This window comes from Paenibacillus odorifer, assembly GCF_000758725.1.
GTDB classification, from domain to species: Bacteria; Bacillota; Bacilli; order Paenibacillales; family Paenibacillaceae; genus Paenibacillus_AQ; species Paenibacillus_AQ odorifer.
Genome location: NZ_CP009428.1, coordinates 11975 through 29908, shown reverse-complemented (window position 1 = coordinate 29908; position 17934 = coordinate 11975). Strand labels below are relative to the sequence as shown.

Sequence of the window (17934 nt, the reverse complement as noted above, 5' to 3'; positions counted from 1 at the left end):
TTATACTTGTATCGACCTCAGCGTCGGTAACAAAAATGTCACTCAATTACAGCCCCTTCAGATGTTGTACTCCCCTTCAAATATCACTCTTGTCCAAAAAAAACAAAAAAGCCACTGCTGATAAATCAACAATGGCTTTGTGTGCTTGGCAACGTCCTACTCTCCCAGGACCCTTCGGTCCAAGTACCATCGGCGCTGGAGGGCTTAACGGTCGTGTTCGGGATGGGTACGCGTGGAACCCCTCCGCTATCGCCACCAAACATGCGTCTGTGAAACAGACGCTGCCGCGTGAAATTCGGTTCATCACCAGAAGTGACAATGAATTTCTAAGCGTGTTACAGGCTTAATCGCCTGAAAACTGAATCCGAAACGAATTTGCATTCTACGTATAGGATAAGCCCTCGACCGATTAGTATTGGTCAGCTCCATGCATTGCTGCACTTCCACCTCCAACCTATCTACCTCGTCGTCTTCAAGGGGTCTTACTAATTGGGAAATCTCATCTTGAGGGGGGCTTCACGCTTAGATGCTTTCAGCGCTTATCCCGTCCGTACGTAGCTACCCAGCCATGCTCCTGGCGGAACAACTGGTGCACCAGCGGTACGTCCATCCCGGTCCTCTCGTACTAAGGACAGCTCCTCTCAAATTTCCTGCGCCCACGACAGATAGGGACCGAACTGTCTCACGACGTTCTGAACCCAGCTCGCGTACCGCTTTAATGGGCGAACAGCCCAACCCTTGGGACCTACTTCAGCCCCAGGATGCGATGAGCCGACATCGAGGTGCCAAACCTCCCCGTCGATGTGGACTCTTGGGGGAGATAAGCCTGTTATCCCCAGGGTAGCTTTTATCCGTTGAGCGATGGCCCTTCCATGCGGTACCACCGGATCACTAAGTCCGACTTTCGTCCCTGCTCGACTTGTAGGTCTCGCAGTCAAGCTCCCTTATGCCTTTGCACTCTGCGAATGATTTCCAACCATTCTGAGGGAACCTTGGAACGCCTCCGTTACTCTTTAGGAGGCGACCGCCCCAGTCAAACTGCCCGCCTGACACGGTCCCCGTACCCGGTAAGGGTACTAGGTTAGAACCTAGATACGATCAGGGTGGTATCCCAACGGCGCCTCCACCGAAGCTTGCGCTCCGATTTCTACGGCTCCCACCTATCCTGTACAGATCGTACCCAAATTCAATATCAAGCTGCAGTAAAGCTCCATGGGGTCTTTCCGTCTTGTCGCGGGTAACCTGCATCTTCACAGGTATTAAAATTTCACCGGATCTCTCGTTGAGACAGCGCCCAAGTCGTTACGCCATTCGTGCGGGTCAGAATTTACCTGACAAGGAATTTCGCTACCTTAGGACCGTTATAGTTACGGCCGCCGTTTACTGGGGCTTCGGTTCATAGCTTCGGGTTACCCCTAACCACTCCCCTTAACCTTCCAGCACCGGGCAGGCGTCAGCCCGTATACTTCGCCTTGCGGCTTCGCACAGACCTGTGTTTTTGCTAAACAGTCGCTTGGGCCTTTTCACTGCGGCCCCCTCGTGCTATTCACACTACCGGGGCACCCCTTCTCCCGAAGTTACGGGGTCATTTTGCCGAGTTCCTTAACGAGAGTTCTTCCGCGCGCCTTAGAATTCTCTTCTCGCCTACCTGTGTCGGTTTGCGGTACGGGCACCTTCTCCTGGCTAGAGGCTTTTCTTGGCAGTGTGAGATCATGACCTTCGCTACTATAATTTTCGCTCCCCATCACAGCCCAGCCTTATCGATGTGCGGATTTGCCTACACATCAGCCTCACTGCTTAGACGGACATCCATCAGTCCGCGTCACTACCCTCCTGCGTCACCCCATCGCTCATAGCGGATTACGGTGGTACAGTAATTTCAAACTGTTGTCCTTCGACTACGCCTTTCGGCCTCGCCTTAGGTCCCGACTTACCCTGAGCGGACGAGCCTTCCTCAGGAAACCTTGGGCTTTCGGCGGATCAGATTCTCACTGATCTTTTCGTTACTCATACCGGCATTCTCACTTGTGTAGTGTCCAGCGCTCTTTTCAGTACACCTTCAACCCCTACACAACGCTCCCCTACCCCAGATACATACGTATCTAGCCATAGCTTCGGTGGTGTGTTTAGCCCCGTTACATTTTCGGCGCAGAGTCACTCGACCAGTGAGCTATTACGCACTCTTTCAATGGTGGCTGCTTCTAAGCCAACATCCTGGTTGTCTGTGCAACTCCACATCCTTTCCCACTTAACACACACTTGGGGACCTTAGCTGATGGTCTGGGCTGTTTCCCTTTTGACAATGGATCTTAGCACTCACTGTCTGACTCCCGGCAATAAGTATATGGCATTCGGAGTTTGACTGAGCTTGGTAATCCTTGCGGACCCCGCACCCAATCAGTGCTCTACCTCCACTACTCTTATACCGAGGCTAGCCCTAAAGCTATTTCGGGGAGAACCAGCTATCTCCGAGTTCGATTGGAATTTCTCCGCTACCCCCACCTCATCCCCGCACTTTTCAACGTACGTGGGTTCGGGCCTCCAGTGCGTGTTACCGCACCTTCACCCTGGACAGGGGTAGATCACACGGTTTCGGGTCTACGTCCACATACTCATTCGCCCTATTCAGACTCGCTTTCGCTGCGGCTCCACCTTCTCGGCTTAACCTTGCATGTTAAACGTAACTCGCCGGTTCATTCTACAAAAGGCACGCCATCACCCATTAATAGGGCTCTGACTTTTTGTAAGCACACGGTTTCAGGTTCTATTTCACTCCCCTTCCGGGGTGCTTTTCACCTTTCCCTCACGGTACTGTTTCACTATCGGTCGCCAGGTAGTATTTAGCCTTAGCAGATGGTCCTGCTGGATTCATACGGGGTTTCACGTGCCCCGCACTACTCGGGATCCGTCTCGGAGAGAACACAGTTTAGGTTACAGGGCTTTTACCTCTATCGCGGGCCTTTCCAGACCTCTTCACCTACCATATTCCTTTGTAACTCCATGTGAGACGTCCCACAACCCCAAGAGGCAAGCCCCTTGGTTTAGGCTGTTCCGCGTTCGCTCGCCGCTACTGACGGAATCACTATTGTTTTCTCTTCCTCAGGGTACTTAGATGTTTCAGTTCCCCTGGTCTGCCTCTACATTTCCTATGTATTCAGAAATGAGTAACTGCGAATTACCACAGCTGGGTTTCCCCATTCGGACACCCCCGGATCAAAGCTTGCTTACAGCTCCCCGAGGCAGTTTCGTTGTTCGCCACGTCCTTCGTCGGCTCCTGGCGCCTAGGCATCCTCCGTGTGCTCTTATTAGCTTAACCTTGATTCTTCCGAAGAAAAATCTCACTAATAACATTTACTTGTTTGCACAAGTTGCTAAAAGATGTTCTAAAACGCAAATTCGTTTCGGTATCCAGTTTTCAAGGATCAAGTCTTACTTGAGAGCTTAAACTCTCAAAACTGAGCAACGAGTGAGTAACAGGCCTAAACCTGAGTTTTGGAAGCTAAGCTTCCGATTTGAATGTTCTCATTGCAGAGAACGATTCTCCATAGAAAGGAGGTGATCCAGCCGCACCTTCCGATACGGCTACCTTGTTACGACTTCACCCCAATCATCTACCCCACCTTCGGCGGCTGGCTCCCTTGCGGGTTACCCCACCGACTTCGGGTGTTGTAAACTCTCGTGGTGTGACGGGCGGTGTGTACAAGACCCGGGAACGTATTCACCGCGGCATGCTGATCCGCGATTACTAGCAATTCCGACTTCATGCAGGCGAGTTGCAGCCTGCAATCCGAACTGAGACCGGCTTTGATGGGATTGGCTCCACCTCGCGGCTTCGCTTCCCGTTGTACCGGCCATTGTAGTACGTGTGTAGCCCAGGTCATAAGGGGCATGATGATTTGACGTCATCCCCACCTTCCTCCGGTTTGTCACCGGCAGTCACTCTAGAGTGCCCAGCATTACCTGCTGGCAACTAAAGTTAAGGGTTGCGCTCGTTGCGGGACTTAACCCAACATCTCACGACACGAGCTGACGACAACCATGCACCACCTGTCTCCTCTGTCCCGAAGGCCGCTGCTATCTCTAGCAGATTCAGAGGGATGTCAAGACCTGGTAAGGTTCTTCGCGTTGCTTCGAATTAAACCACATACTCCACTGCTTGTGCGGGTCCCCGTCAATTCCTTTGAGTTTCAGTCTTGCGACCGTACTCCCCAGGCGGAGTGCTTACTGTGTTAACTTCGGCACCAAGGGTATCGAAACCCCTAACACCTAGCACTCATCGTTTACGGCGTGGACTACCAGGGTATCTAATCCTGTTTGCTCCCCACGCTTTCGCGCCTCAGCGTCAGTTACAGCCCAGAAAGTCGCCTTCGCCACTGGTGTTCCTCCACATATCTACGCATTTCACCGCTACACGTGGAATTCCACTTTCCTCTTCTGTACTCAAGCCACCCAGTTTCCAGTGCGACCTCAGGTTGAGCCCAAGGTTTAAACACCAGACTTAAATAGCCGCCTGCGCGCGCTTTACGCCCAATAATTCCGGACAACGCTTGCCCCCTACGTATTACCGCGGCTGCTGGCACGTAGTTAGCCGGGGCTTTCTTCTCAGGTACCGTCACTCCGATAGCAGTTACTCTACCGGACGTTCTTCCCTGGCAACAGAGCTTTACGATCCGAAAACCTTCATCACTCACGCGGCGTTGCTCCGTCAGGCTTTCGCCCATTGCGGAAGATTCCCTACTGCTGCCTCCCGTAGGAGTCTGGGCCGTGTCTCAGTCCCAGTGTGGCCGTTCACCCTCTCAGGTCGGCTACGCATCGTCGCCTTGGTGGGCCGTTACCCCACCAACTAGCTAATGCGCCGCAGGCCCATCCCTCAGTGACAGATTGCTCCGTCTTTCATTCTTCTCTCAGGAGAAAAAAGAAATTATCCGGTATTAGCTACCGTTTCCGGTAGTTATCCCAGTCTGAAGGGCAGGTTGCCTACGTGTTACTCACCCGTCCGCCGCTAAGTCATTTTGAAAGCAAGCTTTCAAAATGACTCCGCTCGACTTGCATGTATTAGGCACGCCGCCAGCGTTCGTCCTGAGCCAGGATCAAACTCTCCAATTAGTATTGAAAAGAGCGATATGCTCATTTTGAAACATCTGACGAGAAAATTAATTCTCTAATTTTGGATTTCACTTGCGTGATTTCCTACTCACTCGTTGTTCAGTTTTCAAAGATCAAGTTCTCGTTGGCGCCGTTTAATGTCTCAGCAGCAACTCTTATACTATATCATGTTCGGCTATTTAATGTCAAGCTCTTTTTTTAACTTCTTTTTCGAGCTCGGCATGTGTATTTCTTGGCCGGACTTAGAATATATCATGTATAGAGATTCATTGCAAGAGTTTTTTTATATAAAATCAAAAGCATAAAGCATCATCTATGTATTATCGTATTATAATAACTACCTCCACTTATCATCTAATTATCTAGAAAGTAAAAAACAACTGCAGAAGATAACAGTTGTTTTTTTAGAAGAAGCTTAGACGATTCTAGATTAATTCCGCTTCCTTCGCTTCAGTAATTACGGCAACGATATTGTTTCGAAGGGCATCTGCATCGTGCGCTTCGTATGGATCCACTTTGAAAACAACAGCATCTGCAATAAAGCCTTCTGCAATTTGCCCCAGCTCGTTACCGCTCCCCAGAATATCAGCAGCACTTTTAGTCGCAGCCTGCCACGCTTCTCTCCGAGTTAAGCCATAATCAATCAATGTATCCAGTTCTTGAAGGTTATAGCCATGTAGTGCAGGTGTGGCATAATCTGTACCGAATCCAATACGAACGCCTTCTCTTTTTGCATAATGAATGGCCTTGGAATGACATTCGGCAGCGCGGGCAGCTCGGTCGCAAATGATCGGGTTTAACGCTAGAACGCCTTTTGGGTCTGCAGCAATACGATAAATTGATGTGGTGGGCACAAACGCTACCCCCGAGTTAGCAAGTCTTCCTGCCTGATCCTCAGTTAAAAACATCCCATGCTCTATTGATTCCACGCCGGCCTGGATGGACCAGTCTATCGTCACTCCACCCCAGGTATGAACCAGTACCTTCTTATCATGGACATGTGCATTACGAACAATGAACGCGAACTCTTCTTCGGAAAAGATCGGGTCAACGACTTTCTCGGTAGGTGCTCCAAGCCCGCCTGTGGCCATGATTTTTATCCAACCCGCTCCTGTAGCAAAGATTTCCGCCATGCGTTGTTCTAAATGCTTGAGACCACGGGCATCTGCTGCTCCAATCATATCGCTACTGGTCTGCACTCTTAATGGATGCTGATATTGCTGAACAAGATGCTGCACAGTGCTCGGCAGAATCCCACCTGCATCACGGGCAGTCGTTACACCCGTCCTAAGAGTAGCTTCAAAAGCTTGTGCCTGCATAATTTCGATTTGGTTGGCATCGCGCTTCAATTGATCAGAGTGGTCAAAATCTGTCCAAGCTAAATGCGTATGAAGATCAATAATACCCGGACTTAGCCACAGATCTGTTCCTGCAAGATTTGACTCCACTTGATGCGGCTCCGCTTCAGTAATGGATGAAAAACGACCATCCTTTATCACGACATCAAAACGTCTGCCTTCGATACCTGCTATAAAAATATCATTGAACGTTTGCAGCTCTGGATGCTTAAGGATCATCTTCATTCCCCCCATGCCAGCCGAACAGCTGCTAATGCCTGAACAGGGTCTTGTTTCAACAGTTCGGCAAGCGTGGATATAGCCTTCTCCACACTTTGCCGCTCAGCATTCGTTCCAAAATGGTTGATCCGTAGAAGATGGCCAAATAATTCTCCGTCTCCGGGAGCCACAATGCCTATAGGCTGCTCAATCCGCAACTCTTGCTTTCCAGAAATCCGCACCGTTGTAGTCAGCGTAGAATAATGTCTGCTGTCCTTTTGCCAAGGCTCAAGCCCCAAGGATTTAATACCAGCTACAGCAGCTGCTGCGGCTCGCTCATGGCGTTTGATTACTTGATCCAATCCTTCTTCTTCAATTCGTGTCAAAGCTTGAATCAAGGCTCTAGCCTCCAGCGTAGGAATGTTTGGGGCAACCCGCAGTGGCGCGGCGTCTCCCAGTGATGGTTTCAGATCCAGCAAGGATAAAATAGAATTGCGTGGAGCATTTTCATTCGACTCAAGAAATTCCCAGCCACGTGGAGAAATACTTACGGCACTAACACCGTTGGGTCCAGCTAAGGCTTTTTGCGCACCTATAACTGCAAAATCAACGGACCATTCATCCACCAGCAGGGCCTCTCCCCCAACCGCAGATACGGAGTCCGACACAGTAATAAGATTGAACTCTTTTGCAATTTTAAATATTTCTTTAGCAGGATTAGAGCCTCCAGTAACCACTTCAGCTTGAACAAAAGAAAGGGCACAGGGTTTAAACTCCTTAATCGCGGAAGCAACTTGGTCGCTAGTGACCACTTCATCAAAAGGAACCTTCACTTCAACAACCGTTGCTCCACCCCGCTCAAGCCATTTTCCAAATAAACTTCCATAGGGACCTGTTACTATATTTACAATGGTTCGACCAGGTGCAGCTATTCCGGCGGCTACCGCCTCGATTCCAAGGATTGCCTCAGCCGGGATGATAACTGGAGGGTGCTCAGTAAACAAAACTTTGGAAATTAAATGTGTTAGCTTATTGTACTCAGCCAGTGAAAGTGGCACGTATCCTTTATGTTCTCGGTTCATAAGAAAACCTCCTGATGTACTTTATTTTGGCATTTTCGGAACCGCTGACAACAGCTCATAACTGTATTCATGTTTAGGACGGATGAAGAATTGGTCCCGCGGACTCTGCTCCACGAGCTTTCCTTGCCGCATAACTGCTACCGTATCACTAATTGCATTGATTACACCTAGATCATGAGAAATAAAAAGCATGGTGAGATTAAGCTCAGCCTTCAGCGTATTAAACAGTTCGAGCACACTAAGCTGCACAGATACATCCAACGCACTTGTAGGTTCATCCGCGATCAGGATGCTTGGCTCAACACTTAATGCACGAGCGATCGCTATCCGTTGACGCTGGCCGCCGGAAAATTCATGTGGGAATTTGTCTAAGGCCTTCTGTTCTAAATGAACTTGATTCAAAAGCTCTTTGCATCTTTGTTCAACACCTGTACGCCCCACTATTTTATGAAACAATAAGGGCTCGGAAAGAATTTGCCTAATCGAATGTTTAGGATTTAGCGAAGCATCTGGATTTTGGAATATCATCTGGATTGTTTTGTGCTGCTCACGGCTTCTTTTCTTTTTTAATTCTTGGATACCTAACAGAATCTGCCCCTCATTTGGGGCAATCAGTCCAGCAATTACTCGCGCCAGCGTAGATTTCCCTGATCCCGATTCTCCAACAAGCCCAAGGGTGGTGTGTTGCTCAAGATTCAGATTGATACGATCCAGTGCAGTAAAGCCGCCATAATGAACAGTTAAATCTTTTATTTGCAAGGCTAATTCCATGAGTCTCTACTCCCTTCAAGCTCTGGTAAAGGAAGCACCGAATCAATCAGCATCTGTGTGTAAGGGTCTTTTGGATTTTGCAAAATATCAAGGGTATTGCCCTGCTCAACAATCTGTCCCTGTTTCATTACACATAGCCGTGAACACAAGTTTGCTGCAATCGCTAGGTTATGCGTAACAAATACCATGGCAAAACTGAGCTCATGCTGGAGGCTCGTGATCGTCTCAATAATTTGCCGTTGAACCGTGACGTCCAGCGCCGTTGTCGGTTCATCACAGAGAAGTATGCCTGGCTTGCACGCCAGTGCCAGAGCGATGACTACCCGTTGACACTGACCGCCTGACAGCTGACTCGGATACCGGTCCTTTTTCTTCAATGAATCGGGGAGACCAAGCCTTTCGAGCAGTTCCAGTGCAATTACCCGCGAGGTCTTACGGCTTACTCTCTGTCTGTAATACACAACTTCAGCCAGTTGTTTGACAACCGTACAGAGCGGATCAAGCGCTCCTCTTGGATCTTGAAAGACCATCGCACTGCTTACGTCACTTTTAATGGTGCCACCAGTCTGTTCAACACCATTTGGAAGCAAGCCTAAAATTGCACGCAGCGTAAGCGATTTTCCTGATCCCGATTCACCTACTAATCCCAGACTCTCCCCTTTACCCAGCGAAAAACTAACATTATTGACCAATCTGTCATTTGACTTAGCTGCCAGCGATAGCGCCTCTATTTCTAAAATGGGTTGTATAGACATTATTTTTTCCTCCATATGTCTGCCAAACCATCACCTAGGAGCGACAAAGCTATCCCCGTATACACCACTGCAAATCCCGGCACGGCCGAGAGCCACCAAGCTGTAGTGATGAAGGGCTGCCCATCTGAAATCATTGTCCCCCAGTCAGGAGTTGGCGGTGTAATGCCGATACCAAGATACCCGAGCGTAACAATGGCAACAAGCAATCCAATCATATCTGTCATAAGGACGACCACGGCTTGCGGTAGTACATTAGGCAGGAGATGACGTAAAATAATTTTCACTCCAGGTAGCCCTAAGGTTTGAGCGGATGCCACCCATTCCTGATTGCGAAAAGAAGCACTAAGACCTCTGACGACACGGGCAAAGACAATCCATCCTACAAAGATAAAAGTAATATAAATGCCCCGTTCTCCTGCTCCACTAGCAAAAGCAACGATAATAACGATCAGATAAAAAGGAAAGGCGATGAATGTATCTGACAACAGCGTAATAACTGTATCGATCCATTTGCCGTAATATCCTGCCAGCATTCCTAGAAATACACCTGTGCAAAAGGGAATGATTTCTGCCAAGACCATGATTTTCAAATCAGTCCTCGCTGCATAAATCAGTCTGGTAAACAGATCACGCCCTAATTGATCAGTTCCCAACCAATGTTCGCCTGACGGAGGCTGTAAAAAGGCACTCAAATTTTGCTCAGAAGGGTCATAAGGACTTATATAAGGTATAAACACAGTCAAGAGAATAAGAGCTGCAAACATAATAATTCCCACTAGAAGTGAAGGGGTATTCCATATTCGCTTTAAGCCGCTTGTTATCTTACCGTCTTCATACAATCGCGAGTCTAGTCTTATAGTTTTCATTGTTTTCCTTTCGTTCTGGGATCAAGCCACCAGGAAATGATTTCAATCAAGAGACTGATGATCACAACAGATAGCGCACAGTAAAGTGCTATTCCTTGAATAACCGGAAAGTCCCGTTTCGAAATTGAAGTGAACAATAAGCTGCCAATTCCCTTAATTCCAAATACCTGCTCAACGACCAAGGTGCCTCCGATTAAATAAGAAATATTCACACCCAGCAGCATTAGCGTAGGAAGAGCAGAGTTGCGCAGCACATGTTTAAATAAAATAACCCTGTTTGGTATGCCCGCAGCCTTAAGGGTGACTACAAAATCCGATTCTAACACTTCAAGCATCTGCGCTCTTAATGAACGAACAAGCGTAGGAACCTGTGAAAAAGCAACAGTGATTGCTGGAAGTGCAAGACTATGCAAGGTTCCGACCCACCCTTCACTTACTCCCCCAACAGGGAACCAGCCAAGCCGGACACTAAAGAGCAAAATTAAAAGTAAGCCAACCCAGAAGATTGGCATACCTAGAGTAATTGTAGGAAAAATACGTATCAAATGGTCCAGCAGTTTATCCTTATGCGTAGCGGCTACCGTAGCGAGCAGAAGAGATACAAAAATCGCCAACACACAAGCCATCACGATGAGCAGCAAAGTAACAGGGGCCCGTTGTGTAATCAACTCTCTTGTTGATGTCCCCATAATAATGGAGTTTCCAGTATCTCCTCGAGTAAACAGCGTCTTCACAAATCGGATGAATTGCTCCCATAAAGGGAGGTCCAGCCCAAGAGTATGATGCATACTCTTGAGCGCCTCAGGGGTGCTGTATTCTCCCAAAATCATTTTTGCTGGATCTCCCGGCACGATTCGAATGATGAAAAAGACTGCTATCATTACACAGAAGATCACTGCCAATGCTTTTATAAGAGATATCACAAGCCAGTTATAAGAACCCTTGCTTCCTTTCGGTTGATTTAACGCCTGCTTAAGATTCATCATTGGCTGATGCGGACATCTTCGAAACGGGCACTGCCGTTCGGTAGAACAACGAGACCGTCAACTGAAGAACGAATACCTTTTAAAACATCTGGATAGTAAAGCGGAATATACGGAACTTCATCAGCAAGGGTCTGCAGCAGCTTAGTATAGATTTGTGCACGTTCATCGCCATCCGCAGTTTTTTGTCCCTCATATAGAAGCTTCGTAACTTCATTATTTGTATAATGCGTCCAATATGATTTGCTGAAGCCTTCCGGATCAGTTTGGAAAGCAATAATTGAGTTCGCTTCAGGGGAATCCGCCTGACCGCTGTTCAGCATTGCCGCAAAATCATATGCGAAGAAACGTTCACGGAAAGTGGCAAGTTCAATCGATTCAATCTCAATCTTAATCCCGATCGTTTGACCCGCTGCCTGAATAATTTGTGCCTCTTGAGCTCTTGTGCTATTACCGGATGCTACAAGTAATTTGGTAGTGAAGCCATTAGGGAAGGCAGATTTTGCAAGCTCCTCCTTGGCTGCTTCGATATTAAAGTTCAGTGCTTTGATTGTATCATTTGCGTTATAAGGAATCGTTGTTGGCAGCAATGAGTTTGCTGTTTGTGCATAACCAAAGGTTAGCGCCTTGGTCAAGCCCTCACGATCAAGCGCCAGCGCCAGAGCGCGACGGACATGCACATCAGAAAAATGTTCATCCAACGTATTAAAGAACAATTGCTCTGTCACCCAACTACCGTTAGTAACTACTTTAGTGTCAGCCCCATCTTTAATCTCATTGGCATTTTGCAGAGCCAAAGATTCAATAGCATTAACTTCTCCAGCCTTCAGCTGGTTAATCGCTTGGCTGTCATCTTCAATCAGCTTATAAACAAGCTTATCAATATAGGGTTTACCTTCTTGCCAGTAGAATGTATTCTTAGTGAAGGTCAGATCACCTGCAGTGTCCCATGTTTCAACAACAAAAGGTCCCGTACCGATTGGTTTCTTGAAGAATTCTTCTTCGGATACTCCACCGAAATTGTTAGGAAGGATACCATTTGAGAAATTAGATAGCTCCGAGATAAATGGTGTATAAGGCTCTTTAAGTGTAATAACAAGCGTTTTGTTATCTTGCGCTTTGATTGTGTCCACCTTTGCAGATATTGCCAGCGGGCCGCCTACCTTCAAGTGCCGCTCAAGAGAGAAAACAGCATCTTCTGCAGTCACATCCGTACCATTTGAAAACTTCAAACCATCACGAAGCTCGAATGTATACGTCAGACCATCTTCACTGATATTATGTGACTTAGCAAGCCAATCTACAATTTCACCTTCGCTGTCAAAAGCGACTAATGATTCAAAGACTTTGTCGATTGCAAAAGCATTGTTGGACGTAATCTGATTATGCAAATCCAGCGAAGTTACAGAAGCAGGTCGTCCATAGACGAAAGTCCCTCCCGTTGCAGGTTCTGCAGTTTGAGGACTTTGAGTTGCCGGACTCGCACTTTCCTGTGCCTCTTTATTTGAATCAGCCTTATTATTAGACCCCGAGCACCCTGCAATTAACATCAATAGCAAAACTGCTATTGCCCCCAACAGAATCGGTTTCTTAATAGATACACTAAAGTATGACATAATTCGCTCCCCCTATAATTCTTATATGTTTAGTATGAATTGTATTATGGGTTAAACACTGTAGTCTGTCAAACATAATTTAATTTGCAACAATCCTTAAGTAAATATACATAACAAAAAGACCACTGTCGATTACTCAACAGTGGTCTTGTGTGCTTGGCAACGTCCTACTCTCCCAGGACCCTTCGGTCCAAGTACCATCGGCGCTGGAGGGCTTAACGGTCGTGTTCGGGATGGGTACGCGTGGAACCCCTCCGCTATCGCCACCAAACATGCGTCTGTGAAACAGACGCTGCCGCGTGAAATTCGGTTCATCACCAGAAGTGACAATGAATTTCTAAGCGTGTTACAGGCTTGATGCCTGAAAACTGAATCCGAAACGAATCTGCATTCTAAGTATAGGATAAGCCCTCGACCGATTAGTATTGGTCAGCTCCATGCATTGCTGCACTTCCACCTCCAACCTATCTACCTCGTCGTCTTCAAGGGGTCTTACTAATTGGGAAATCTCATCTTGAGGGGGGCTTCACGCTTAGATGCTTTCAGCGCTTATCCCGTCCGTACGTAGCTACCCAGCCATGCTCCTGGCGGAACAACTGGTGCACCAGCGGTACGTCCATCCCGGTCCTCTCGTACTAAGGACAGCTCCTCTCAAATTTCCTGCGCCCACGACAGATAGGGACCGAACTGTCTCACGACGTTCTGAACCCAGCTCGCGTACCGCTTTAATGGGCGAACAGCCCAACCCTTGGGACCTACTTCAGCCCCAGGATGCGATGAGCCGACATCGAGGTGCCAAACCTCCCCGTCGATGTGGACTCTTGGGGGAGATAAGCCTGTTATCCCCAGGGTAGCTTTTATCCGTTGAGCGATGGCCCTTCCATGCGGTACCACCGGATCACTAAGTCCGACTTTCGTCCCTGCTCGACTTGTAGGTCTCGCAGTCAAGCTCCCTTATGCCTTTGCACTCTGCGAATGATTTCCAACCATTCTGAGGGAACCTTGGAACGCCTCCGTTACTCTTTAGGAGGCGACCGCCCCAGTCAAACTGCCCGCCTGACACGGTCCCCGTACCCGGTAAGGGTACTAGGTTAGAACCTAGATACGATCAGGGTGGTATCCCAACGGCGCCTCCACCGAAGCTTGCGCTCCGATTTCTACGGCTCCCACCTATCCTGTACAGATCGTACCCAAATTCAATATCAAGCTGCAGTAAAGCTCCATGGGGTCTTTCCGTCTTGTCGCGGGTAACCTGCATCTTCACAGGTATTAAAATTTCACCGGATCTCTCGTTGAGACAGCGCCCAAGTCGTTACGCCATTCGTGCGGGTCAGAATTTACCTGACAAGGAATTTCGCTACCTTAGGACCGTTATAGTTACGGCCGCCGTTTACTGGGGCTTCGGTTCATAGCTTCGGGTTACCCCTAACCACTCCCCTTAACCTTCCAGCACCGGGCAGGCGTCAGCCCGTATACTTCGCCTTGCGGCTTCGCACAGACCTGTGTTTTTGCTAAACAGTCGCTTGGGCCTTTTCACTGCGGCCCCCTCGTGCTATTCACACTACCGGGGCACCCCTTCTCCCGAAGTTACGGGGTCATTTTGCCGAGTTCCTTAACGAGAGTTCTTCCGCGCGCCTTAGAATTCTCTTCTCGCCTACCTGTGTCGGTTTGCGGTACGGGCACCTTCTCCTGGCTAGAGGCTTTTCTTGGCAGTGTGAGATCATGACCTTCGCTACTATAATTTTCGCTCCCCATCACAGCCCAGCCTTATCGATGTGCGGATTTGCCTACACATCAGCCTCACTGCTTAGACGGACATCCATCAGTCCGCGTCACTACCCTCCTGCGTCACCCCATCGCTCATAGCGGATTACGGTGGTACAGTAATTTCAAACTGTTGTCCTTCGACTACGCCTTTCGGCCTCGCCTTAGGTCCCGACTTACCCTGAGCGGACGAGCCTTCCTCAGGAAACCTTGGGCTTTCGGCGGATCAGATTCTCACTGATCTTTTCGTTACTCATACCGGCATTCTCACTTGTGTAGTGTCCAGCGCTCTTTTCAGTACACCTTCAACCCCTACACAACGCTCCCCTACCCCAGATACATACGTATCTAGCCATAGCTTCGGTGGTGTGTTTAGCCCCGTTACATTTTCGGCGCAGAGTCACTCGACCAGTGAGCTATTACGCACTCTTTCAATGGTGGCTGCTTCTAAGCCAACATCCTGGTTGTCTGTGCAACTCCACATCCTTTCCCACTTAACACACACTTGGGGACCTTAGCTGATGGTCTGGGCTGTTTCCCTTTTGACAATGGATCTTAGCACTCACTGTCTGACTCCCGGCAATAAGTATATGGCATTCGGAGTTTGACTGAGCTTGGTAATCCTTGCGGACCCCGCACCCAATCAGTGCTCTACCTCCACTACTCTTATACCGAGGCTAGCCCTAAAGCTATTTCGGGGAGAACCAGCTATCTCCGAGTTCGATTGGAATTTCTCCGCTACCCCCACCTCATCCCCGCACTTTTCAACGTACGTGGGTTCGGGCCTCCAGTGCGTGTTACCGCACCTTCACCCTGGACAGGGGTAGATCACACGGTTTCGGGTCTACGTCCACATACTCATTCGCCCTATTCAGACTCGCTTTCGCTGCGGCTCCACCTTCTCGGCTTAACCTTGCATGTTAAACGTAACTCGCCGGTTCATTCTACAAAAGGCACGCCATCACCCATAGATCGGGCTCTGACTTTTTGTAAGCACACGGTTTCAGGTTCTATTTCACTCCCCTTCCGGGGTGCTTTTCACCTTTCCCTCACGGTACTGTTTCACTATCGGTCGCCAGGTAGTATTTAGCCTTAGCAGATGGTCCTGCTGGATTCATACGGGGTTTCACGTGCCCCGCACTACTCGGGATCCGTCTCGGAGAGAACACAGTTTAGGTTACAGGGCTTTTACCTCTATCGCGGGCCTTTCCAGACCTCTTCACCTACCATATTCCTTTGTAACTCCATGTGAGACGTCCCACAACCCCTAAGAGCAAGCTCTTAGGTTTAGGCTGTTCCGCGTTCGCTCGCCGCTACTGACGGAATCACTATTGTTTTCTCTTCCTCAGGGTACTTAGATGTTTCAGTTCCCCTGGTCTGCCTCTACATTTCCTATGTATTCAGAAATGAGTAACTGCGAATTACCACAGCTGGGTTTCCCCATTCGGACACCCCCGGATCAAAGCTTGCTTACAGCTCCCCGAGGCAGTTTCGTTGTTCGCCACGTCCTTCGTCGGCTCCTGGCGCCTAGGCATCCTCCGTGTGCTCTTATTAGCTTAACCTTGATTCTTCCGTAGGAAAATATCATACGATGATATTCTCTTTGGAATCATCTCACTAATAACATTTACTTGTTTGCACAAGTTGCTAAAAGATGTTCTAAAACGCAAATTCGTTTCGGTATCCAGTTTTCAAGGATCAAGTCTTACTTGAGAGCTTAAACTCTCAAAACTGAGCAACGAGTGAGTAACAGGCCTAAACCTGAGTTTTGGAAGCTGAGCTTCCGATTTGAATGTCCTCATTGCAGAGAACGATTCTCCATAGAAAGGAGGTGATCCAGCCGCACCTTCCGATACGGCTACCTTGTTACGACTTCACCCCAATCATCTACCCCACCTTCGGCGGCTGGCTCCCTTGCGGGTTACCCCACCGACTTCGGGTGTTGTAAACTCTCGTGGTGTGACGGGCGGTGTGTACAAGACCCGGGAACGTATTCACCGCGGCATGCTGATCCGCGATTACTAGCAATTCCGACTTCATGCAGGCGAGTTGCAGCCTGCAATCCGAACTGAGACCGGCTTTGATGGGATTGGCTCCACCTCGCGGCTTCGCTTCCCGTTGTACCGGCCATTGTAGTACGTGTGTAGCCCAGGTCATAAGGGGCATGATGATTTGACGTCATCCCCACCTTCCTCCGGTTTGTCACCGGCAGTCACTCTAGAGTGCCCAGCATTACCTGCTGGCAACTAAAGTTAAGGGTTGCGCTCGTTGCGGGACTTAACCCAACATCTCACGACACGAGCTGACGACAACCATGCACCACCTGTCTCCTCTGTCCCGAAGGCCGCTGCTATCTCTAGCAGATTCAGAGGGATGTCAAGACCTGGTAAGGTTCTTCGCGTTGCTTCGAATTAAACCACATACTCCACTGCTTGTGCGGGTCCCCGTCAATTCCTTTGAGTTTCAGTCTTGCGACCGTACTCCCCAGGCGGAGTGCTTACTGTGTTAACTTCGGCACCAAGGGTATCGAAACCCCTAACACCTAGCACTCATCGTTTACGGCGTGGACTACCAGGGTATCTAATCCTGTTTGCTCCCCACGCTTTCGCGCCTCAGCGTCAGTTACAGCCCAGAAAGTCGCCTTCGCCACTGGTGTTCCTCCACATATCTACGCATTTCACCGCTACACGTGGAATTCCACTTTCCTCTTCTGTACTCAAGCCACCCAGTTTCCAGTGCGACCTCAGGTTGAGCCCAAGGTTTAAACACCAGACTTAAATAGCCGCCTGCGCGCGCTTTACGCCCAATAATTCCGGACAACGCTTGCCCCCTACGTATTACCGCGGCTGCTGGCACGTAGTTAGCCGGGGCTTTCTTCTCAGGTACCGTCACTCCGATAGCAGTTACTCTACCGGACGTTCTTCCCTGGCAACAGAGCTTTACGATCCGAAAACCTTCATCACTCACGCGGCGTTGCTCCGTCAGGCTTTCGCCCATTGCGGAAGATTCCCTACTGCTGCCTCCCGTAGGAGTCTGGGCCGTGTCTCAGTCCCAGTGTGGCCGTTCACCCTCTCAGGTCGGCTACGCATCGTCGCCTTGGTGGGCCGTTACCCCACCAACTAGCTAATGCGCCGCAGGCCCATCCCTCAGTGACAGATTGCTCCGTCTTTCATTCTTCTCTCAGGAGAAAAAAGAAATTATCCGGTATTAGCTACCGTTTCCGGTAGTTATCCCAGTCTGAAGGGCAGGTTGCCTACGTGTTACTCACCCGTCCGCCGCTAAGTCATTTCGAAAGCAAGCTTTCAAAATGACTCCGCTCGACTTGCATGTATTAGGCACGCCGCCAGCGTTCGTCCTGAGCCAGGATCAAACTCTCCAATTAGTATTGAAAAGAGCGATATGCTCATTTTGAAACATCTGACGAGAAAATTAATT

General features: G+C 49.0%; 7 protein-coding genes and 6 rRNA genes. All 13 read right to left on the bottom strand.

Annotation, left to right across the window (positions count from 1 at the left end):
- Positions 1–143: 143 nt before the first annotated feature.
- The 13 genes from rrf (PODO_RS00110) to PODO_RS00050 all read right to left on the bottom strand — a co-directional run bounded on the left by rrf (PODO_RS00110) (position 144) and on the right by PODO_RS00050 (position 17881).
- Positions 144–260: ribosomal RNA gene (rrf, locus tag PODO_RS00110) — 5S ribosomal RNA — on the bottom strand.
- A gap of 129 nt (positions 261–389) precedes the next feature.
- A 23S ribosomal RNA gene (locus PODO_RS00105) occupies positions 390–3316 on the bottom strand.
- A 232-nt stretch (positions 3317–3548) separates the two neighbouring features.
- Positions 3549–5106, bottom strand: a 16S ribosomal RNA gene (locus PODO_RS00100).
- Together the 16S, 23S and 5S rRNA genes form the textbook arrangement of a ribosomal RNA operon.
- 425 nt (positions 5107–5531) lie before the next feature.
- The gene (locus PODO_RS00095) at positions 5532–6683 is read right to left on the bottom strand and encodes an amidohydrolase family protein (protein ID WP_036682557.1); all 1152 of its coding nucleotides are present in this window, start codon (positions 6681–6683) and stop codon (positions 5532–5534) included.
- 2 nt (positions 6684–6685) lie between these two features.
- Positions 6686–7744, bottom strand: coding sequence for a pyridoxal-phosphate-dependent aminotransferase family protein (locus PODO_RS00090; RefSeq protein WP_036682555.1), 1059 nt, complete (start codon positions 7742–7744; stop codon positions 6686–6688).
- A gap of 21 nt (positions 7745–7765) precedes the next feature.
- Positions 7766–8515 carry an ABC transporter ATP-binding protein gene (locus PODO_RS00085; protein ID WP_036682553.1) on the bottom strand — a complete coding sequence of 250 codons (750 nt, stop codon included), beginning with the start codon at positions 8513–8515 and terminating at the stop codon, positions 7766–7768.
- On the bottom strand, positions 8506–9270 hold the full coding sequence (locus PODO_RS00080) for an ABC transporter ATP-binding protein (protein ID WP_036682551.1): 765 nt from the start codon (positions 9268–9270) through the stop codon (positions 8506–8508). Before PODO_RS00080 ends, PODO_RS00085 begins: the two co-directional genes overlap by 10 nt.
- Complete coding sequence (locus PODO_RS00075) at positions 9270–10136, bottom strand: ABC transporter permease (RefSeq protein ID WP_094903843.1); 867 nt, start codon at positions 10134–10136, stop codon at positions 9270–9272. The genes PODO_RS00080 and PODO_RS00075 overlap by 1 nt, the downstream gene beginning before the upstream one ends.
- Positions 10133–11122 (bottom strand): ABC transporter permease, encoded by a 990-nt coding sequence (locus PODO_RS00070; RefSeq protein ID WP_063829812.1) that lies wholly within the window; start codon positions 11120–11122, stop codon positions 10133–10135. Before PODO_RS00070 ends, PODO_RS00075 begins: the two co-directional genes overlap by 4 nt.
- Positions 11119–12735, bottom strand: a complete 1617-nt coding sequence (locus tag PODO_RS00065; RefSeq protein ID WP_036682548.1) for an ABC transporter substrate-binding protein — start codon at positions 12733–12735, stop codon at positions 11119–11121. The genes PODO_RS00070 and PODO_RS00065 overlap by 4 nt, the downstream gene beginning before the upstream one ends.
- 154 nt (positions 12736–12889) lie before the next feature.
- Positions 12890–13006: ribosomal RNA gene (gene rrf / locus PODO_RS00060) — 5S ribosomal RNA — on the bottom strand.
- A 128-nt stretch (positions 13007–13134) separates the two neighbouring features.
- Positions 13135–16061: ribosomal RNA gene (locus PODO_RS00055) — 23S ribosomal RNA — on the bottom strand.
- Between the two features lie 262 nt (positions 16062–16323).
- Positions 16324–17881, bottom strand: a 16S ribosomal RNA gene (locus PODO_RS00050).
- Positions 17882–17934 lie beyond the last annotated feature (53 nt).